The following is a 20,318-nucleotide window of genomic DNA, read 5'->3' as shown; positions in this document are numbered from 1 at the left end:
CCGTGGACGGCAACGGGCTACTCGAGGTGGAAGGTGGCGTCGGCGCGGTCGGTGGCGACGCTCGGCGCCTGCACGTACAGCAGGTAGTTGTAGTGCCGGAGGTACCGGCCGGCGGCGTTGACCGACTCGAAGCTCACCCCGGCGGAGTCGGCCAGGCCGGCGCGACGGACGAAGCTCGCGTCGCTGCGGAACAACGTGCTGCCGTCGTTCCTCTCGACCCAGATCTCGTAGTTCTTGTGTCGCAGGTAGTAGCCGGGATTGTTGGCCGACTCCAGCGACACGGTGCCGCTGCCGGCGAGCCCGGTCACGATGCGGAACTGCGAATCGGCGAGTGTGGTCACGTCCGGGTCGATGCGCCCGCGGAACTCCCAGTGCCGGATGTACCGGTCCGGGAAGTTGTGCGACCGGAACCGGTACGGGGTCACCCCGTCGGCGACCGGGATGCCGAAGTTCGGTGTGCCGTCGGCGTTCCAGTAGAACTTCTGGATCCGGGTACGCCGGTTCGGGTCGTTGAGCGGGTCTCCGGTGATGTTCTTGTAGCTGCGGTCGTGGTAGACGAGGATGTCGCTCTGCCCGTCCTCGGAGACGGTGAACGAGTTGTGCCCGGGGCCGTACTGGCTGGTGGCGTCGTTGCTGCGGAACACCGGCTGGGCGCTCTTCGTCCACGACGCCGGGTTCATCAGGTTGCTCGACGTGGAGGCGGTCAGCAACCCCATGCAGTAGTTGGCGTCCGTCGCGCTGGCCGAGAAGGTCATGAACACCCGGCCGTTGCGGATGATCACGGCGGGACCCTCGTTGACCCGGTGACCGATGGTTTCCCACGAGTGGGTCGGTACGGCGATCCGGGCCGGCGTACCGGAGATCGTCCACGGGTTGCTCATCGGCGCGAGGTAGAGGTTCGTGCCGCTTCCCACCGCCGGGTCGTTCTGCGCCCAGGAGAGGTACCGGGTGCCGTTGTGGACGAACGTGGTGGCGTCCAGCGAGAAGGTGTCCAGCGGGAGCGCGATCCGCCCCCGCTCGACCCAGGTGCCCGTCAACGGGTTGGCGCTGGTGTTCTCCAGCACGTACGGGCGGATCCGCCAGATGTCGTCGGTGCGGCCGGCGGCGAAGTAGATGTACCACCTGCCGTCGATGAAGTGCAGTTCCGGCGCCCAGATGTGGGCGCCCATCTCACCGCTGCTGTGCTTGCGCCAGATGACCGTTTCGGCGGCGCTGGCCAGCCCCTGCAGGGTGGTCGCGCGCCGCAGCACGATCCGGTCGTACTCGGGCGCGGTCGCGGTGAAGTAGTAGTAGCCGTCGGTGTGCCTGTGCACCCAGGGATCGGCGCGCTGGGCGATCAGCGAGTTGGTGTAGGTCACCGCGGGCGCGGCCTGCGCCCGGCCCGGGACCAGCAGCCCCGCTGCCCCACTGAGGACGGGCAGCGCGATGAGGGTACGTCTGCGCATGTCGCTCTCCTTCTCCGCTGGGCGGATTCCGCCGCTCTACCGGTTGCTGCTGCCACTGCTGGGCAGGGCCGATCCGGTACGAGGTGGCCCGCCCCACGACGCAGCGCGCCCGGGGGTGGGGCATGTTCACCCCTGGACACGGTGACGACCGCGTGACGAGAGTGTTAACGCTCACACTGAGGTCGTCAAGGGGCGGGCGTGCGCCGTCCGGCCGGCCAGGGCGGGTGTCGGCGGTGGGACCGTCTCCGCACGGCACACGCCTGCCAGATACTCCGGGTTTCCCCGACCGACATCTTGACAGTCATCAATGTGAACGGGGAGCCTCGATTTGTTACACAGTGGTGGCCCACCTGACGCAGGCTCGGCGAGCCGAGTCGCGCACGCGGACCCCCGTCGTCCCGGCCCGGGACGCGGCGCGGCGGGCCGTCCCGCGGCAAACGTGGACGATCACCGTTCCGCGCCGGATCGAGACCAACGGAGGAAGTCGATGAGTCTGGCAGGCGAGGTGGCGGGGGTGCGTACGCGGTGGCGTGGTCGGCGGTCGCTGTCGGCGCTCGGGGCGGTGCTGACCCTGACGGCCGGCGTGGTGGTGGGGCTGCCGGCGGCGTGGGCGGCAACGGTGGACACCGGTGCGACGTACGTGTTCGTCAACCGGCACAGCGGCAAGGCGATGGATGTGCACGACTGGTCGACGGCGGACAACGCGCCGGTGAACCAGTGGACCCGCAACGACCTGGCGGTGCAGCAGTGGCAGTTCGTGGACGCGGGCGGTGGCTTCTACAAGGTCCGGTCACGGCACAGCGGAAAGGTGTTGGACCTGCCCGGCGCGGCGGACGGCACCCGGGTGGTGCAGAACAGCGACAGTGGGGCGACGACGCAGCACTTCCGGTTGCAGGACTCGGCAGGTGGGTTCGTACGGTTCGTCAACCGGTCCAGCGGCAGGGTCATTGACGTGTGGAACCGGTCGACCGCCGACGGCGGCATGCTGGTCGGCTACCAGAACCTCGACGGAACCAACCAGCAGTGGCAACTGGTCCGCCTCGGGGCCGGCAACCCGACCGGCACCCCGTCGCCACCCACCGGCACGCCGCCAGCGTCCTACCCGCAGCCGAGCCCGGTGTCCGGCGACATCGGCGTACACGACCCGACCGTGGTCACCCGCCCGGAGGGCGGGTACCTCGTCGCGCACACCGGGACCAACGTCACGCTGAAGACCTCCACCGACCGGGTCACCTTCCGCAACGCGGGCGCGGTCTTCCCCGGCGGCGCCCCATGGACCACCACCTACACCGGTGGCGCGCGCAACCTGTGGGCACCGGACCTGTCGTACCACAATGGCCGCTACTACCTGTACTACTCGGCGTCCACCTTCGGCTCGAACCGCTCGGCGATCTTCCTGGCGACCAGCACCACCGGAGCCTCCGGCAGCTGGACCAACGAGGGCCTGGTCGTCGAGTCGCGCACCTCGGACACGTTCAACGCGATCGACCCGAACCTCATCGTCGACGACCAGGGCCGCTGGTGGCTGAGCTTCGGGTCGTTCTGGTCGGGGATCAAACTGGTGCAGCTCGACCCCGCCACCGGGCGGCGGCTCGGCAGCACCATGCACAGCCTCGCCAACCACGGGCCGGGCATCGAAGCGCCCGTGATGACCAGGCGCGGCGCCTGGTACTACCTGTACGTCTCGTTCGACCGCTGCTGCCAGGGCGCCAACAGCACCTACCGCGTGATGGTCGGTCGCTCCGCCAACCCGACCGGGCCGTTCGTCGACCGCACCGGCCGCGACATGCTCTCCGGCGGCGGCACACAGATCCTGACCTCGCACGGCAGCGTCCACGGCCCCGGCCACCAAGCCGTCCTCGCCGACCGGGACGGCGACCACCTCTTCTACCACTACTACGCCAACAACGGAGCGTCGTTGCTCGGCATCAACCGGATCGGCTACGACGCCGCCGGCTGGCCCTACGTCCACTGATAGCCTCCGCCGTCCGACGTCCGGCGGCGACAACCCGTCCGCGCCGCCGTCCTCCACCTGCGCCCGGCGCTGGCGGCAGTGCTCACGAGCGTTGTTCCGGGAAGGGATTGCCCCGCCGGCGGATCGTCGGCGGGGCAATCCCTGTAGGCGGCTCGGTCAGCTCTGAATCGACGGGCTGTAGTTGTGGTGCTTGTACACACCGTTGCGCGACGCCCACACGTGCACCCTGATCGGGATGTTCTCGGCGGTGTTGTAGTCGCACACGGTCATGCCGCCGTTGGTGTTGCTCGTGCTGGTGTCATCGAAGCAGGGATCGCCGTGGTTGACCCAGCGCTTGACGCCGTTGCCGTCGGGCAAGAACTTCTGGATCTGCGCCCGGGTGCCCCAGCCGTCGGCCTGGAAGTCCTCCAGCCGCAGGATCTCGCCATTCGCGTAGAGCTTGGCGCACCCACCGTTGATCGTGTCGTCAGGAGCCTTCCAGCACGCCCACGCGTACCCGTTGTTCGCCGCGGAGGCCGCCCCCGGGGTAGCGACGACGGCCATGCCAGTCGCCGCGCCCAGCGTCACGGCGACTCTGGTGAGCTTTCCGATCATCGTGCCTCCTCGTACGTGGCCAGGATGGGCCCACGCCCACGCCACGGCCGCCGTTCGAGCCGCGGGATCGGGCCAGTGACCGAACCACCGCTCGATTCATTGACACGATTGTTTCGACCGCCATACATCGACCACCAGGAATCACCGGAGAGCTTGAGACAATCTTGAGGGTGGGCGGCTCTGACGCTACGCAGCAAGGCGGAGCAGTTCCCCGCCCGGAAGTTGAACCGCTGCGCCGCAGGCAGGGATGGGCTCCGCTCGGCCCACCCCCGCCCGCGGCGCTTCGGCCCTAGATCGCGTACGCCTCGAGTTCGTTCACCCGTACGTAGGTCTGCTGGTGGTTCGGGCCGCTGCGGCCGAGGATCCGGACGATCCTGGTCGTCCGCGCGGTGAAGTTGACAGTGACGGCGAGCTGGGTGTTGCCCGTCACCGAGGCCACCGTCACGTAGGTGACGCCGTTCCACACCTGCACGTCGAAGTCCCGGATCGGGTACCCCGCGCTGGTGTAGACGACCACCCTTCGGATCGTCCGGTTGACGCCGAAGTCGGCCTGCACCCACTCGGGGTTGCTCGGGGGCCAGGTGCCCAACGCGTTGGCCCAGCTGTACGAGCCACCAAGTCGGGTGTCCCGGTTGCAGTCCGTGGTGCGCGACGGGGAGTAGCCCGAGAAGGTGCTGGAGGCCGACGCGATCGCGCCGCAGGCGAAGTTGTCGTTGCCGGTGCCACCGTCGCCGCCCTGGCTGCACATGTTGAACCGAACCGGTCCGGTGTCGTACTCGCGGTAGGTCGACTCGGAGAACAGCACCGCCGTGCTGCCCCCGTCGTCGTCGCGTTCCTGGCTGGTCACCGTGGTGCTGATCGTTCCGCCGCCCTGGATCGGGACGCTGATCGTGCTGCTGGTCGTCTTGCCGCCGTCCAGTTCGTACCACTGGTAGCCCATCGCCTCACCCCATACGGCGCGGTCCCAGGTGGTGATGAACACGTTCGAGTTCTGCCACTGGTCGATGTGCTTGCGCTTCACCTTCGGGAACAGGTAATTCTTGATCACTACGCCGGTGCTGGTGACCACCACGAGCCGCATCTCCCGCTTGCCCTCGAAGAGCCCGCCGAACGAGTTCTTGTTGGGCACGCGCCAGCGCTGGAGGTATTCCTCGCCCTGGTTGTTACGCAGGCCGGTGGGGTTGCAGACGGACATCGGCCCGATCTTGGTGGCGTCGGCGTCACCGGCATCGATGCCCTTGACGGCCTGGCTGCCCTTCTTCACCTTGCCGGGCGCCGGCGAGTCGGCGATGTGTGCCGCTTCGCCGGTGTCGATGCGCTCGTTGACGGAGAGCACCCACACCTCGTTGGTCTCGACGTAGGTCTCGTCGATCGGTGAGGAGATCGTCTCCACGTTGCCGGACTGGTCGAGCCGGTAGCCCGTCGTCGAGGTCGCGTTCTGGTCGGCGGGCGCGACCGCCATCGTCACCGTTGACGCCGGGACGATTCCCTCGTCGAAGTTCGGAATGTAGACCTGCGGATCGAACCTGTATCCGTCGATGTTGTGGAACTGCGCAACGGCGTCCTTGAGCGCGAGCCAGTCAGAGGCGTACGGGTCCACGATGTAGCTTTCCTCGGCCTCCTGGATCACGGTCGACCACAGGGCGTTGGTGTCGCCGTCGAACTGTCGGGCGACGATGTTGCGGACCAGTGCCCGTACCTGGGTGTCCGCCGCGGCGGACAAGGCCGGGGTCAGGAGATTCTGCAGTCGCGAGTGGATCTGGACTTCAACCTGCGGCGGGGAGGGAACTGCGGCAGGTGCCGCGGCCCTCTCCTCGCCGGCGTGGGCCGGACTGGCCACGGTCGTGGCGACGAGCGCCACGCCGAGGAGGGCCACCAAGGCCCGCCTCGCGGACCCGCCTCCTCGGCCGGTGCTGCGGACGGCCATGCTCACGGTCTCCCCTTTCGCGGAACCTCAACGGCCCGCGCGGCCCGTGCCGCGCAGGCGTGCCGTCCAGATGATGTCTTCGCCGGGGACCGCTCGCCGCAGATCCTGAACATCCTTGAACATCACTGAACGGCGGTCGACGGTTCCACACGTCGGGGCGTCTGCCGCGCGCGCCGCCCTCAGGGGAGCCGGCCGACCACTTGGCGAGACGATCTCCCTTGGTAGCGCAACCGATGCATAGAGTCATGTCAGCGGCACTCACAGCGGCCGAGGGGCCGGCGCGGGCCGGGACCTACCTGCGGAGGTCATGAAGCATGACACATGAGCCGTCCCTGGTCGTTGGCCTGGAACACCCCGTTGTGGGGACGCCGGCCGAGCAAGTGGCTCACCTGCTCCGCCAACTACGTCGCCGGCAGGCCCGTCAATGCGGCGGACCCGAACTCACCTACCGCGAACTGGCGGCTCGGACCGGCTGGTCGATCGGTACGTTCGCCGGCTACTTCAACGGGCAGGTCATGCCGCCGACGGACCGCTTCGACATGCTCGTCACCCTGCTCGGCGCGACCCCGGTTGAGCGCGGAGCGCTGGCCACGGCCCGGGACCGCGCGCAGGAGAGCCGCCGGCGCTCGAAGGCGACTACGGACTCTCCGGTGCCGCGGCAGCTACCGCTGGTGGGCTTCCCCTTCGCCGGGCGTACCCGAGAACTGGCCGGATTGGACGCCCTGCTTCGCAGGCAGACCGCCGATGTCGGCCCGGAGTCCGTCCGGGTCGTCCCCGCCGGCACCGTTGCCGTGGTCTGCGGCGGCGCGGGTGTCGGGAAGACCTCCCTCGCCGTGCACTGGGCCCACCGGGTGGCCGGCCACTTTCCGGACGGTCAGATCTTCGTCAACCTGCGCGGGTTCGATCCGGGCCGACCGCCGGTCAGCCCGGCCGAGGCGAGGCTGGACCTGCTCGACGCGCTGGGCGTGAGCGCGCGCGCCGTGCCGCGAAGCGGCGCCGCGCAGGAGGGCCTCTACCGAAGCCTCGTCGCGGGCCGGCGGATGCTGATCGTTCTGGACGACGCGCGCGACGCCGACCAGATCCGGCCCCTGCTGCCCGGGACGTCCAGTTGCCTCACGGTGGTGACCAGCCGCAGTCAGATGACCGGGCTGGCCGCGGTGGAGGGAGCGCACCACATCGAGCTCGACGTACTGTCACTCGCGGAGGCCCGCGACCTGCTGGCCCGGCGGTTGGGCAGCGTGCGGGTGGCGGCCGAACTGGAGACCGTCGACGAGTTGATCCGCTGCTGTGCCGCTCTGCCGCTGGCCCTGGCAGTCGTGGCCGCGCGGGCAGGCACTCGGCCAACCTTCCCGCTGGCGGCCCTCGCCGAGGAACTCCGCAACGCGCGGGACACCCTCGACCCGTTCGCCACCGAAGACCCCACCGCCGACCCGCGCGCCGCGTTCGCCGGCTCGTACCGCCAGTTGCGCCCGCCGGCAGCGAAGCTGTTCCGGTGGATAGGCGGACATCCCGGTCCGGACCTGACCGCGGAAGCTGCGGCGAGCATCGCGGGCGTCCCGCCGGCGGCAGTACGCCCGGCGCTGGCCGAGCTCACCCGCGCGCGACTGGTCGTCGAGCGCGTGCCGGGCAGGTACGCGATGCACGACCTGCTACGGGTCTTCGCCTCGGAACAGACGCGCCTCGTCGACGGTCCGAAACGGCGCCGCGCGGTAGTGCGCCGCATCCTGGACCACTACCTGCGTACGGCGTACACCGCAGCCATGCTGCTGTATCCGGCGGGGGACCCGATCGCCCTCGTCCCGTCGGCCCCAGGCGTGACGTGCGAAGGTCTGAGCGACCGCGACCACGCGCGGCGCTGGCTGGAGAACGAACACCGGGTCCTGGTCGGTGCGGTGGGGCTCGCCGCCGTCCACGGTTTCGCCGCGCATGCCTGGCAGTTGGCGTGGGCGCTGACCACCTATCTCGACTGGCGCGGTCACTGGCAGGATCTGGTTGCCGTGCAGGGCATCGCGCTGATGGCCGCCACCCAGGCCGGCAACGAGGTCGGGCGGATCCACGCCTTGCGTTTCCTGGCCCGTGCCGGCAACCGTCTGGGTAGATACGCCGACGCCCACGCACAGCTGGAGGAGGCGATCGACCTGTGCCGGCGGATCGGCGACCGCGCCGGCGAAGCGCACTGCCACCTCAACCTGTCGTTGACCCTGGAGCTGTCCGGCCGGTACGAGGCGGCGCTGGAGCACGCCCACACGGCCCTGAATCTGTTCCACGTCGCGGGCCACCGGCCCGGGTACGCGTCGTCGCTGGGTGTCGTCGGGTGGTACCACGCGCTGCTCGGCAGGTACGAACGCGCGCTGGACTGCTGCCGTCAGGCCGTCAAACTTCAGACCGAGCTCGGTTCGCCGCACGAGTCTCCCGCCACCTTGGACAGCCTCGGCTACACCTACCACCAGCTCGGCCGGTGCGCCGAGGCCGCAGTGACCTACCAGCGGGCGGTCACGCTGTATCGGGAGTCCGGCGACCGTTACCACGAGGCCGACACCCTCGTGCACCTGGGTGACTGCCACCAACTTGCCGGGGATGGAGAGGCGGCGTTGGTCGCCTGGCGACAAGCCCTGAACATCTTCGATGACCTGCGGCATCCGGCGGCGGCCGGGCTCCGTGCGCTCCCGCTCTCGTGGGCGGGGCTTACACCGACTACCGATATGGTCGCTGACACGTGCGGCCCGGTAGCACCCCTGACCGGTAGGCGAGCCCGCTTTGACGCAGGGTACGGGTTAGGTGCGCCCGAGGCGGGTTGGGCGCCGAGGCGGTCAGGCTAGGTGTTCCGCCCACAGAGGCTGGGCACACGGCTGTCGGCGGTGTCCGCCGAGCGGCTCCCACCCTCTGATCATCTCCGAACAGCTCGCGCAGCTGGCCGGGAGGACGTCCGGGTGGTGGTGCCAGAGGCGACGGCCGGGAGGCTGGGTCTCCCTTGGGTCACAAATGAAGCTGCGCGCCCTTACCGGCCCGCCCGTAGTTTCCAGACCAAAAACAACGCTAAGCAGTTGATCTAGGCCGGTACCAGGGACGCCGGCCCCAGAGTGGCGGGTCGCGCGGGAGGCGCTTCGCCGCTTTTCATGATCCCGGTACGTGGGATGCGGGATCAGCGCCGGTGCCGGCGGTGGTGCTCGTCGTTTTCGGCGGTGATGCGGGCGGAGGTCTCCTCGCCGAGTCGGACGTATATGCCGAGGGTGGCCAGGTGCTGGTGGCGGGACTTGGCCTGGAGTTCGGCGGCGCTGCGGCCCTTGGCCGCGAGGTGCGTCAGCCCGGAGTGGCGCAGTTGATGCAGGGTGTACCCGGTGCCGTGGGGGTCGTGGAGCTGGGATGCCTGTTTGAACAGGTACTCGGCGCGCGGGTAGGACAGCCTGCCGCGGCCGGTGTCGGGGCAGATGTCGCGCAGGGCTGGTGCGCGGCGACCGGCGGCGGGTGCGCGCCGGTCGGCGAGGAACACCGGGCCGGCGGTGCGGCCGGCCAGTAGCCGGGGCAGCAGGCGGGCGGTGGGGGTCTCCCAGTGGACGTAGGCGCGGTCGCCGCCTTTCTCGGTGACCAGGGCGCGGCGGAACTCCATGTCGAGGTCGGGCACGTCGAGGCCGAGGATCTCTTCGGCGCGGGCGCAGGTCTCGTAGAGCATCCGCCAGAGCACCCGCTCGCGCAGCGGGTTGCGGTCGTCGGTGAACAGCCGCTCCAGCCGCGTGCGGGGGATGGCCTTGTCTCGGATCCGGGTGACCTTGCGCCGCTCCAGACGGCGGCCGGGGTCGGTGCTCAGCCAGTCCTGGCGGCGGCAGTAGGCGGCGAACGAGGTCAGCGCGGACAGATGCTCGTTCCAGGTGTTCGCGGCCCGCTCGTCCCAGCGGGCCATCGTCTGCTCGTAGAGCTCCGGGGTGAGAGCGGCGACCGGCAGTGGGTCGCCGGCGGTTTCGCGCAGTCGGCGCAGGGTCTCGATGTAGGTGGCGCGGGTGGCGGGGTCGTCGCGGAACCGGTCGAGGAACGCGTCGACGGCGACCACGAGCGCCACCGGGCGCCGGGCGGTCGGCAGCGGGATCACGGACACCTCGGCGGCCCCTTGCGGCGATGTGACACAGAATGTGGCCGAGTCACCCTTTGCGCCATGACGGTGTCCGGCAGGTGGCGGCGGGTGGATCGTCGACCCTATGACAGAGAATACGGGATTCTGTGTCACAGACGGCCTGCAGGAGCAGGCGACTTGCCTAGTGCGTCCGGTAGCGCTGTCGCGCCCAGGAAGAGGCGGTTGTGCCCGGAATTCGTCGAGGAGGATTTCGATGCCGATACCGCGAAAGCCTCTCGGGGGAATACCACTGTCGGCTTGTACAAGTGAACCATGGTAAGATGTGGTCGTGAACGCGTTCGACGTCCTCGGCGACCCGGTGCGTCGGCGGATCTTGGAGCTGCTCGCCGACGGTGAGCAGACCGCTGGCGCAATCACAGATGTGATCCGGGTCGAGTTCGCACTGTCGCAGCAGGCTGTCTCCCAGCATCTGCGGGTTCTCCGTGAGCACGGGTTCGCGTCGGTCCGGGCTGAGGGGGCTCGTCGGTTCTACGCCGTGGAGGCCGGGCCGTTGAGCGAGGTTGACTCGTGGCTGGACCGGTTCCGCAGGCTCTGGGACCAGCGACTAGACGCACTGGAGACCGAGCTCGCCCGCGGCAGGCGTATGACCCGGAAACCCGCCAACGACGAGCCTGGCGGGCCCAACGAAGAAGCGTAGGCACGAGGGGTTCCCTACCGAACGGAGCATGACGATGAAGGATGTTCTCGACGAGCTGTCCGCGGCCCGCCGGAAGATGGGCACGGCGACTTTGCCCGCCGGTGAGGCATACACGATGGAGCTGAGGCGTCGCTACAACGCGCACCTCGATGACGTGTGGGACGCCATCACCAACCCCGAGTGACTGAGTCGCTGGATGAAGCCGGTCACCGGCGACCTTCGCCTCGGCGGGACATTCGAGCTAGACGGCGGCGAGCATGGCGAGATCCTCCGGTGCGAGCCGCCGCGCTTGCTGCGGGTGTCCTGGATGTTCGGGCCCGGCGCGGACGAGTGGCCCGGCACAAGCGAGGTCGAGGTGCGACTGTCTCCCGGATCAGCCGGAGACACCGAGTTCGAACTGGTCCACGCTGCCGCCGTCGGAGAACCTATGTTCCCCACCTACGGTCCCGGTGCCGGCGGTGTCGGCTGGGACCTGCATCTGCTAACCCTCGCCGGCTTCCTGAGCGACGGCGAGGTCCTTGACCACGAGGAGTTCAGGGCATCGCCCGCCGGCCGCGAGTTCAGCCGGCGTAGCGCCGCCGCCCGGGGCGAGGCCCACCTGGCCGGCGGCGGCGAACCGAGCCAAGTCGCGGCCGCGGTCGAGGCCACCACCGCGTTCTACCAGCCCGCCGGGGACGCGTGATGAAGTAACGCCACCGCGGAGGTGACCGCACCGTCGGCGCGCAGCAGTCGCCGCCGAGCATGCGCGTCGGCCGCAGGGCTGGTCAGTCGGCCACTATGACGCAGCGGCTGCTGCGGCGATGGCCGCACACTTGCGGCCCGGAAACTGCTGCCTAAGACGCTGAAGTTCGGTGAAACCGGCTTCTCTCAGGCGGGCGGAGAACTCGTCCACAGGCCAGCGGTATGCGGTGTGGACCTTGTGATCGAACGCGGCCACCCCGTCGTCGCTGTCGAAGAAGCCGATTACTAGCCTCCCGGAAGGGGTCAGCATCCGGCGGAACCGGGCTAGCACACCGTCCAGCTCCGGTGGCGGTATGTGAATGGTTGAATACCAGGAGAGGATGCCGGCCACCGAATGGGCGGGAAGGTCCAGGTCGGTCATCTCTCCGAGCTGGAACTCTGGCCCGGGAAAGTTGGTCTGGGCGTAGTCGATGAACTCGGGGACCAAGTCGACGCCGGTCACGTCGGCGCCGAGCGAATGCAGGTAGGCGCTCCAATGGCCGGGGCCGCAACCGAGATCGAGCACCGTGCCGTCCAGGCCGACGAGGTGACCTCGGACGAGGGCCGCGTCGTCCGCGTGGGCCTGCCAGTCACCATCGAACAAGGCGATGTACTGCTCCGACATGTACGAGTAGGCGTCACGGATTGGTTGGTTTCTCACGGCGTCACTTTAAGAGTCAGTCCTCGATCCCACTCATCCCGCGAGCGTAGAACCGGCCCCTAACCCGCTCTGGGAGTAGCGAGACAGGCACTTACCGGGCAGTAGGCACTGCGGCGAGCGACCAGTCACCGTCCGGCAGCGGAGACGTCGCCGCCGATGCCGATCTCGTTGCCATCACCGTCGCGGAACACGTACTTCCCCCACCACCGTCACCGACGACGTCGTCGTCACCTCACCAGCCCGTGGTTAGCGTCGTGCCGAGGTGGCCTCGATCAGCCGTAGCGGCCGGTAGCCGTCGGTGTCGAGCTGAGCGAGCTCGCCGTCGATGTCGACCGAGTGGGTGCCGTAGAAGTGCACGTTCTCATGGTGGGTCGGCCAGATGTGTGCCAGGACCTCGTCGTCGACGTCGCGGCCGCCTCTGCGCAGGGCGGCCACGCCGAGACCGTGGTACTCCGTGGACCAGCAGACGATCGCATTGGTGGCCACGGTCAGGCACCACATCTGCTCGCTCTGCTGCTCGTGGTGCCGCCGTCGCAACGCGCCCTCGCCGGCGTACGCGAGGCAGCGGCGCAGGGCGTGCAGGTTCTCGCCCTTGTTCAGCTGCCGGGCGATGCGCCGCCGGTAGGTCTCGTCGGCCAGGTATCGGGTGGCGTAGACCGTGCGGCGCAGCGCCCCGTACTCCTTGATCGCGCTGGTCAGCGCGTTCTGCTGCCGCTTCGAGGAGCACAACTTCCCGACCACCAGCGCCGCCGTGGCGTGCCCGCCCTGCACCGACGCGGCGACCCGCAGCAGGTCGTCCCACATGTCCGTGATCAGGTCCAGGTTCAGCCGCCGGGTCAGCAGCGCCCCGGCGCGCGGGTAGCGGTCCATAAAGTCAGCGCGGGGCCCGGTCCGGTACAGGGTGATCTTCCCGAGGTCGCGGATGCGCGGCGAGAGCTGTTTGCCGACCAGGTCGAACAGGGCGAAGTTCGCCAGGGTTGCGCCGTGGGTGTCGGTGGCGTGCTCGAACACGGGCAGGTCGGTCTCATTGCCGAGCAGTCCGTCGAGCACGTAGTGCGACTCCGGCGCGGTCGCGACGATGACCTTCGTGTCGAACGTCGAGTGCTGGTCCGAGACGTGGGTGTACGTGGAGACGCCCTGGCCGCGGGCGAAGTACCGCGACAGGTGCCGGGCGGTGATGGACTTGCCCTTGACCGGGAACCGCTGCCCGTCCGAGGAGGACAGGGTGCCCGAGCCGAACGCCCGGGTCAGCGGCAGCAGATGGTGGTAGTTGACCACCGCGGCGTTGGCCGCCTCCAGGGTTTCGGGCCGGAAGTACCACTCGGCGGTCCAGGCGAGCACGTCGTACGGCACGCCGCAGGACTCGGCCATCGCGGACAGGCCCATGTTCGTGGCCTCCGCGATGATCACATACATCAAGTTGCGCTTGAGCTCGGCCGGCCGGGCGACCTTCCCGCCGGCATGCACCAGGTGATCGGTGAAACCGGTCCGCGCGTCGACCTCCACCAGCACCGACGCGATGGGCACCCGCGGCAGCATCGCGGCCAGCTCGGCGCGCAGCGCATCGGCCTCGGCGGGTACGTCCTCCGCGGTCAGCGGCGGGATGATCAGCTCGCCGTCGTCGGTGAGTCGTACCTCGCCCGGGTTGCCCTTCGCCAGCTGGGTCTCCAGATCGGCCAGGGCGGTGTGCAGCTCGTCGTGGGCCGCCGCGAGCGCGTCGGCGGCCTCGACCGGTTTGCCGACCAGGTGGCAGAACTCCACCTTCTGCGGCGCCCACGCCTGCGGGGTGAGCAGGAACGACGCCGGATCGGCGTACCGGCGCGACCCGGGCACAAACACATCACCGGAACGCAGCCCGTCACGCAGGCCCACCAGCACGGCCAGCTCCCAGTACCGGCGATACGCAGTAACGTCGCCGGCCTGCTCCGCGGCGACCAGGTAGCCGGCCCACTTCACCGGCACGAACCCGACCGGCGCGTCGGCCGGCACCTTGCGGGCACCGGCCGCGTACAGACCCGTCAGGATCCCCACGGCCTGCATCAGCTGCTCGGTGCCGGGCCCACCGTCGAACCCGACCGCGGCCAGCACGGCCGGGGCAAATTGGCGCAGGTACGACATCGACGCATCCAGCATGCTCAGCTGACCGTGATCGCGGGGCAGCCGCTCGCGGCGCTCAGCCCACGCGGCGCGCATCCGGTCCAGGCCGATGCTCATGCGCAACATGCCGCCGATCTGCTCGTCACCGATCCCGGTATCGAGCACGATGGTCAGGATCTCGTCCAGCAGCGCCTGCCGGTTCTCGCCGCCCTTGGCCCGCTCGGCCAAGGCCTCGGCGACCTTCTGCTTCGCCGCCGCCTCCCGGCCGCTGATCGCCTGGTCGAACAGCAGCAGCGTCTCGTCGAGCACATCGACGGCCGACTGCGACAGCAGCGTGAGCAGGATCGGATACCGGCGCTCCGGCTCCCGCCGCTGCAACGCCTGCCCCGTCAACCGCCGGCCGACCCCGGCCAGGAACCGGCGCCGCTCCACCGGCAGCATCGACAGGTCCACGGTGTGCGCGTCCAGGCGCCGCAGATAGGCCAGCTTCTCCAACTCCGCCTTCACCGCCGCCGGACTCGACGACGTCGGCCCCACACCCAGCCACGCCAGCGGCGTCCGGCCGAGATAGGCATCCGGGACCAGCAACAGATCCAGCTCAGCGCACCGCCGGTCAGAGAGCAGATGCCGCACCCGCGACCACGTCTCCGTCCTCGCGTGAGCCCGAGCCGCGGCCACCCGCCGCAGCAACAGGATCACCCCCGGCCGGAGCACCCGCGACGACAGCAGGTACTCGCAGGCCAACCGGAACAGCAACTTCGGCGAGTCATGCTCCATCGCCCTGGCGAACAGGAACTCGTCGAGATCCTTCCACTCAGCGGTGTCCATCGACCGCCAGCCGGCATAGCCGGCCACCTCGCGCAGATGATCCGTACGGGTCTGCTCCCGCTCGCCGTACCCGCGCAGCTCACCCATCGCAATCCCGAGCCGCTGCGACAACCGGCCCACCACGGCGGCCGGCGCCGCCACCACCTCATCCGGGACGAACCCGAGCCACGGCAGCGTGCACAGCTGTACCGCCACGCCCAGCACGTTGCGGCCGCTGCGGAACTGGCGCACGAACGCCTCGTCCGCGCCGGTCAACGTGAAGTACCGGATCAGCTCCGCCCGACTGATCTCCGGAAACCCCGAAGCCGCGCCAGTTCCTCCGCCGAGAACACATCCTGACTCGCCACGAACCCACCACCCGAGCATCGACCGTCACCAAACGGACGGCACGCTAGGGCTCAGGACAGAGCTTGATCAACCCTCAGTTCTTACCGTTGTTTTTGGTCTGGAAACTACGGGCGGGCCTACCGCAAGGAAGAACGCGCAGCTCAGAGTTGGTGCGCCGCCAGGACTCGAACCCCGAACCCGCGGACGGGAACGGTGACCGCGGGCGGCGGGTCCAGCCGGTCGGAGCCGGCGGCTCACCGATGGGGCGATCCCGCTTGATTGGCGGATCATCATGGTCGAGCGTCATCGGCTTGGCCTCGACAAGCGACGGGTTTCCTGACGGCGCGACGGTACCGAAACACGTACCTCTGAGCTGACGGTGCGCGCACACCCCGGCGTCGTTCCAGTCCCGCAACCTGTGCCAGCACGTCATCCCCGACCCGAACCCGAACTCCTGGGGCGGGTACTCGGGGCCGTGGGCGTGACGGGGACGACCGAGGGTGTGCCGTCGCGGCATGACCGTTGGCGGGCGGGCGGGGCGCGGCCCCGGCGGCGCGGCCCCTGTCCGGCACCAACGTTGGCATGTGTTGACTCTCTCCTGTCGGGCACTTAACGTATGACGTCATACATTGAGATGCGTCACTTCCTTGGAGGTGCCACCACACGATCGAGTGTTGCGCTTCGATCGATGGCGCGGCGCCCGCACGCCGTGACGCCACTCCCAAGGGTGTAGCTGTGGTGGACTTCCCACAGCCCGACGGGCCGATGCCGCTTGGAGAAAACGAATGTCAGAAGTGACACGAAGGAAACTCCTCGGAGCCGGGGCGGCGGGGGCCGGTGCCATGCTGCTGCCCACCGGCTGGACCGCGGCCGCCAAGGCCGGCGCGTTGGCACCGCCTCAGGTGCGGGCCGCGGGTGATATGGCGTTGTGGTACGACGAGCCGGCGGGCACGGACTGGCTTCGAGCACTGCCGGTTGGTAATGGTCGGCTGGGTGCAATGGTGTTCGGCAATGTCGACACCGAGCGGCTACAACTCAATGAGGACACTGTGTGGGCCGGTGGCCCGTACGACTCGGCGAACACCCGTGGTGCGGCCAACCTGGCGGAGATCCGGCGGCGGGTCTTCGCCGACCAGTGGACCCAGGCGCAGGATCTGATCAATCAGACGATGGTTGGCAACCCCGCCGGGCAGTTGGCATACCAGCCGGTCGGGAACCTGCGGCTGGCTTTCGGCAGCGCCAGCGGCGCCTCGCAGTACAACCGAACGCTCGACCTCACCACGGCCATTGCCACCACCACCTACGTGCTGAACGGGGTGCGCTATCAGCGGGAGGTGTTCGCGAGCGCACCGGACCAGGTGATCGTCATCCGGCTGACCGCAGACCGGGCCAACGCGATGACGTTCAACGCCACCTTCGACAGTCCACAGCGAACGACGGTCTCGAGCCCGGACAGCGCCACGATCGGACTCGACGGCATCTCCGGAAACATGGACGGCGTCACCGGGCAGGTCCGCTTCCTCGCCCTGGCTAACGCCAGCGTCGCCGGCGGCACGGTCAGCAGCTCCGGCGGCACCCTGCGGGTCTCCGGCGCGACCAGCGTCACCGTGCTGGTCTCGATCGGCTCCAGCTACGTCAACTACCGCACCGTCAACGGCGACTACCAGGGCATCGCCCGGAGCCGCCTCAACGCCGCCCGCACCGCTGGCTTCGACCAGCTGCGCGCCCGGCACCTGACCGACTACCAGGCGCTGTTCAACCGGGTGACGATCGACCTCGGACGCACCGCGGCGGCCGACCAGACGACTGACGTGCGGATCGCTCAGCACGCGAGCACGAACGACCCGCAGTTTTCCGCGCTGCTGTTCCAGTTCGGCCGCTACCTGCTGATCTCCTCCTCACGCCCGGGCACGCAGCCGGCAAACCTGCAGGGCATCTGGAATGATCAAATGGCTCCGTCGTGGGACTCGAAGTACACCCTCAACGCCAACCTGCCGATGAACTACTGGCCGGCCGACACGACGAACCTGTCCGAGTGTTTCCTGCCGGTCTTCGACATGATCAAAGACCTGACGGCGACCGGTGCCCGGGTGGCGCAGGCGCAGTACGGCGCGGGTGGCTGGGTCGCCCACCACAACACCGACGCCTGGCGCGGCGCGTCGGTCGTCGACGAAGCGCGCTGGGGCATGTGGCAGACCGGCGGCGCGTGGCTGGCTACGATGATCTGGGATCACTATCTGTTCACCGGCGACCTGGAGTTCCTGCGCGCGAACTACCCGGCGATGAAGGGCGCTGCCCAGTTCTTTCTGGACACCCTGGTCACCCACCCGACGCTGGGCTATCTCGTCACCAACCCGTCGAACTCCCCAGAGCTCACCCATCACACGAACGCCACCGTGTGCGCTAGCCCCACCATGGACAACCAGATCCTGCGCGACCTGTTCAACGGCGTCGCACTGGCCAGCGAAGTCCTCGGCGTGGACGCCACGTTTCGTATCCAGGTGCGCACCGCCAAGGACCGGCTGCCGCCGACGAAGGTCGGCTCCCGCGGCAACGTCCAGGAATGGCTCGCCGACTGGGTGGAGACTGAGCGGACCCACCGTCACGTTTCCCATCTGTACGGGCTGCACCCCAGCAACCAGATCACCAAGCGGGGCACACCCCAGCTGTACCATGCCGCGCGGCAGACACTCGAGCTGCGCGGCGACGATGGCACCGGATGGTCCCTCGCCTGGAAAATCAACTTCTGGGCCCGGCTGGAAGACGCCGCACGGGCGTACAAGCTCCTCCGGGATCTGGTGCGCACCGACCGGCTCGCGCCGAACATGTTCGACCTGCACCCACCATTCCAGATCGACGGTAACTTCGGCGCCACCTCCGGCATCGCCGAGATGCTCCTGCAGAGCCACAACAACGAACTGCATCTGCTGCCCGCCCTACCGTCCGCCTGGCCCACCGGCAGCGTCACGGGTCTGCGCGGCCGCGGCGGATACACGGTTGGCGCCGCGTGGAGCAGCAGCCGGATCGAGCTCGTCGTCACCCCCGACCGCGCCGGCGCCGTCCGGGTGCGCAGCCAGATCTTCACCGGCGCCTTCGATCTGCGCGACGAGACCAACGGCACGGCGGTCCAGCCGACGCGGCTCGAAACCGATCTCATCGAGTTCGCCGGGCAGGCCGGTCACACCTACCGCGCGTCGGCCGTCAGGTCGGGGCCCGTGGTGGTCGGCGCCTACTACCGGCTCGTGGCCCAGCACAGCAGGAAGGCCGCCGACATCAGCGGCGGATCCACCGCGGCCGGCGCGCAGCTGATCCAGTGGTCGACCGGCACCGGACCCAACCAGCAGTTCGAGTTTCTGCCGTCCGACGGCGGCTACTACCGGATCCGGGCTCGGCACAGCGGCCTGGTCCTGCAGATCGCCAGCAACAGCAGCGGCGCCGACATCAACCAGCAGCCGGACACCAACGCCGCCAGTCAGCAGTGGCGGCTCGTCGGACACGGCGGTGACGTGGTGAGCCTGGTCAACCGGCAAAGCGGCCTGGCCATGGACGTTTGGCAAGCCTCCACCGCCGACGGCGCCCGCGTTTCCCAGTGGACGCCCACCAGTAGCACCAACCAGCAGTTCCAACTCCAACGCGTCTAAGATGGCGTCGGCCATCGCGAACACCCGGCCAGGGTTGGTTCCCGCCTCATCTGCCGCGACAACTGCGGCTGCGCCGACCAGTGCGCCGCCGCCACACATGAGGCGGCGGGGTCAGCCGCCGCCGACAGCAACTCCCCGCCCCGCGGGCTCGCGCGCAAGAGTTCGTCCGCGGCGCTGACCTGAACCGGGGACGCATCGAGGCGGTCCAGTGAGGCCGCCTGTTCCGCCCGGCCCGACAGGCCACCGAGTTCGGCCCGGCGAACCGCGCCGACCTCAACATCCACCTCGGCCGCCACCGCGTCGGTCAGCGCCGCGTCAGCAAGCTGGTGCAGCACCCGACCCAGCCGGTATGCGTTTCCTCAACCGAGTTGTAGGACACCAGCATGTGCCCGGAGGAATCCGGCAGGTTTGGGCTTCCGGAGCACGGACGTCACCGCGTGGAGCACCTCCCGCTCGTCCTCGCGCCGCTGGCGTTCATCGTCGTCCCCTGCGGCTGACGCCGGTCGCAGATAGGTGTCCCACAACGTCCGTGACAGGCCGGTCAACTCGGCGGACAGCCAGTACGCCTTCCCGTCCGACACCACCGGCTGAAGCCGGCCCAGCAGACGCGAGTGCGAGCCCACAGCAGCAGCCCACGTCACAGTCAGCTCACGACGGACACATCGAACGCATTATCGACACGGACAGTAAGCATTTGCAGGAGCCCTGTGGGTGTCAAGCGCGAGCCCGCAGACTTTGATCAATACTTCCGCAGGTCAGAGTTCCGATTCGGCCTCGAGAACGTGGGGCACGAGGGGCCCCATCCACGCCCCACTCATGATCCAGGGGACATAGCCGATCGGCTATGTCCCCTGGATCACGTTGGTGCGCCGCCAGGGACTCGAACCCCGAACCCGCGGTTGTCGACTGACGCCCTCGCGGCCTTGTCATCGATCGTCAAAAACCAGCGTTGGCCTGCACAAACGCAGCCAGCCGTCGATCACTACTTGTCGTTAGTGGTCAACGACGCCGCGTCGGGCGATGACCGGGGTGATCCCTCTGGCCCGCAGGTCCCGGCGGTAGCAGTCGTAGTCGTAGCCACGGTCGGCGTAGATCTCTGTTGGGCGCTGTCGTGGCCGGCCGCGGATGCCTCGGATCGGTGGGATCTTGTTGACCAGGGGCATGAGTTGGGTGACGTCGTGGCGGTCGCCGCCGGTCAGTGCCGTGGCGAGGAGGATGCCGCCCGCGTCGGTGATGACGTGGTGTTTCGAGCCTGGCTTGCGGCGGTCGACCGGGCTCGGACCGGTTTTGGGCCGCCCTTGAGCGCCCGCACGTGGGAGCCGTCGATCACCGCCCGAGAC

The 20,318-nt window shown here is 68.9% G+C and carries 12 protein-coding genes and 2 pseudogenes; 6 read left to right on the top strand and 8 right to left on the bottom strand.

Translation table 11 applies throughout. The annotated features are described in order from the left end of the window. Positions 1 to 17: 17 nt before the first annotated feature. On the bottom strand, positions 18 to 1,445 hold the full coding sequence (locus tag E1165_RS07935) for a family 43 glycosylhydrolase (protein ID WP_132389227.1): 1,428 nt from the start codon (positions 1,443 to 1,445) through the stop codon (positions 18 to 20). Between the two features lie 487 nt (positions 1,446 to 1,932). Here E1165_RS07935 and E1165_RS07930 point away from each other — a divergent pair, with 487 nt between their 5' ends. Continuing rightward, entirely contained in the window at positions 1,933 to 3,420 is a 1,488-nt protein-coding gene (locus tag E1165_RS07930; RefSeq protein ID WP_132389225.1) for a family 43 glycosylhydrolase, read from the top strand. 156 nt (positions 3,421 to 3,576) lie between these two features. On the opposite strand, the gene E1165_RS07925 is transcribed toward E1165_RS07930, so the two are convergent. Beyond that, positions 3,577 to 4,014, bottom strand: a complete 438-nt coding sequence (locus tag E1165_RS07925) for a hypothetical protein (RefSeq protein ID WP_132389223.1) — start codon at positions 4,012 to 4,014, stop codon at positions 3,577 to 3,579. Positions 4,015 to 4,303: 289 nt separating this feature from the next. Further along, on the bottom strand, positions 4,304 to 5,890 hold the full coding sequence (locus E1165_RS07920) for a discoidin domain-containing protein (RefSeq protein WP_165945167.1): 1,587 nt from the start codon (positions 5,888 to 5,890) through the stop codon (positions 4,304 to 4,306). Positions 5,891 to 6,255: 365 nt separating this feature from the next. On the opposite strand from E1165_RS07920, the gene E1165_RS07915 reads away from it, so the two are divergent. Continuing rightward, the gene (locus E1165_RS07915; RefSeq protein ID WP_132389219.1) at positions 6,256 to 8,760 is read left to right on the top strand and encodes a tetratricopeptide repeat protein; all 2,505 of its coding nucleotides are present in this window, start codon (positions 6,256 to 6,258) and stop codon (positions 8,758 to 8,760) included. A gap of 323 nt (positions 8,761 to 9,083) precedes the next feature. On the opposite strand, the gene E1165_RS07910 is transcribed toward E1165_RS07915, so the two are convergent. After that, positions 9,084 to 10,031 (bottom strand): site-specific integrase, encoded by a 948-nt coding sequence (locus E1165_RS07910; RefSeq protein ID WP_132389217.1) that lies wholly within the window; start codon positions 10,029 to 10,031, stop codon positions 9,084 to 9,086. A gap of 304 nt (positions 10,032 to 10,335) precedes the next feature. On the opposite strand from E1165_RS07910, the gene E1165_RS07905 reads away from it, so the two are divergent. From E1165_RS07905 to E1165_RS30675, 3 genes are read left to right on the top strand one after another with little or no spacing between them, the layout of a single operon-like run. After that, complete coding sequence (locus E1165_RS07905; protein ID WP_132181100.1) at positions 10,336 to 10,704, top strand: helix-turn-helix transcriptional regulator; 369 nt, start codon at positions 10,336 to 10,338, stop codon at positions 10,702 to 10,704. A 28-nt stretch (positions 10,705 to 10,732) separates the two neighbouring features. Then, positions 10,733 to 10,888: a hypothetical protein gene (locus E1165_RS29500; RefSeq protein ID WP_207916735.1), complete on the top strand. Its 156-nt coding sequence runs from the start codon at positions 10,733 to 10,735 to the stop codon at positions 10,886 to 10,888. Between the two features lie 12 nt (positions 10,889 to 10,900). Beyond that, entirely contained in the window at positions 10,901 to 11,386 is a 486-nt protein-coding gene (locus E1165_RS30675; protein WP_207916732.1) for an SRPBCC domain-containing protein, read from the top strand. A gap of 93 nt (positions 11,387 to 11,479) precedes the next feature. On the opposite strand, the gene E1165_RS07895 is transcribed toward E1165_RS30675, so the two are convergent. Together E1165_RS07895 and E1165_RS07890 are read right to left on the bottom strand one after the other, a co-directional pair. Next, entirely contained in the window at positions 11,480 to 12,049 is a 570-nt protein-coding gene (locus E1165_RS07895) for a trans-aconitate 2-methyltransferase (RefSeq protein WP_120730846.1), read from the bottom strand. A gap of 282 nt (positions 12,050 to 12,331) precedes the next feature. Further along, a pseudogene (locus E1165_RS07890) lies at positions 12,332 to 15,357 on the bottom strand (Tn3 family transposase). A gap of 822 nt (positions 15,358 to 16,179) precedes the next feature. On the opposite strand from E1165_RS07890, the gene E1165_RS07880 reads away from it, so the two are divergent. Next, positions 16,180 to 18,978 (top strand): glycoside hydrolase N-terminal domain-containing protein, encoded by a 2,799-nt coding sequence (locus E1165_RS07880; RefSeq protein ID WP_371687314.1) that lies wholly within the window; start codon positions 16,180 to 16,182, stop codon positions 18,976 to 18,978. Here E1165_RS07880 and E1165_RS07875 read toward each other — a convergent pair. After that, on the bottom strand, positions 18,975 to 19,313 hold the full coding sequence (locus tag E1165_RS07875; RefSeq protein ID WP_132389213.1) for a hypothetical protein: 339 nt from the start codon (positions 19,311 to 19,313) through the stop codon (positions 18,975 to 18,977). The genes E1165_RS07880 and E1165_RS07875 overlap by 4 nt on opposite strands. A gap of 675 nt (positions 19,314 to 19,988) precedes the next feature. Further along, positions 19,989 to 20,318, bottom strand: a pseudogene (locus E1165_RS07870) (transposase); the annotation flags it as partial.

The organism is Micromonospora sp. KC723, assembly GCF_004348595.1.
Taxonomy (GTDB): domain Bacteria; phylum Actinomycetota; class Actinomycetes; order Mycobacteriales; family Micromonosporaceae; genus Micromonospora.
The sequence above is the reverse complement of the archived record's forward strand: the minus strand, read 5'-3'. Positions and strand labels throughout refer to the sequence as shown.

Coding starts and splice junctions, on each gene's coding strand:
- E1165_RS07925 (WP_132389223.1), bottom strand. CDS start 4,014: ATGATCGGAAAGCTCACCAGAGTCGCCGTGACGCTGGGCGCGGCGACT.
- E1165_RS07895 (WP_120730846.1), bottom strand. CDS start 12,049: ATGTCGGAGCAGTACATCGCCTTGTTCGATGGTGACTGGCAGGCCCAC.
- E1165_RS07915 (WP_132389219.1), top strand. CDS start 6,256: ATGACACATGAGCCGTCCCTGGTCGTTGGCCTGGAACACCCCGTTGTG.
- E1165_RS07935 (WP_132389227.1), bottom strand. CDS start 1,445: ATGCGCAGACGTACCCTCATCGCGCTGCCCGTCCTCAGTGGGGCAGCG.
- E1165_RS30675 (WP_207916732.1), top strand. CDS start 10,901: ATGAAGCCGGTCACCGGCGACCTTCGCCTCGGCGGGACATTCGAGCTA.
- E1165_RS29500 (WP_207916735.1), top strand. CDS start 10,733: ATGACGATGAAGGATGTTCTCGACGAGCTGTCCGCGGCCCGCCGGAAG.
- E1165_RS07880 (WP_371687314.1), top strand. CDS start 16,180: ATGCTGCTGCCCACCGGCTGGACCGCGGCCGCCAAGGCCGGCGCGTTG.
- E1165_RS07930 (WP_132389225.1), top strand. CDS start 1,933: ATGAGTCTGGCAGGCGAGGTGGCGGGGGTGCGTACGCGGTGGCGTGGT.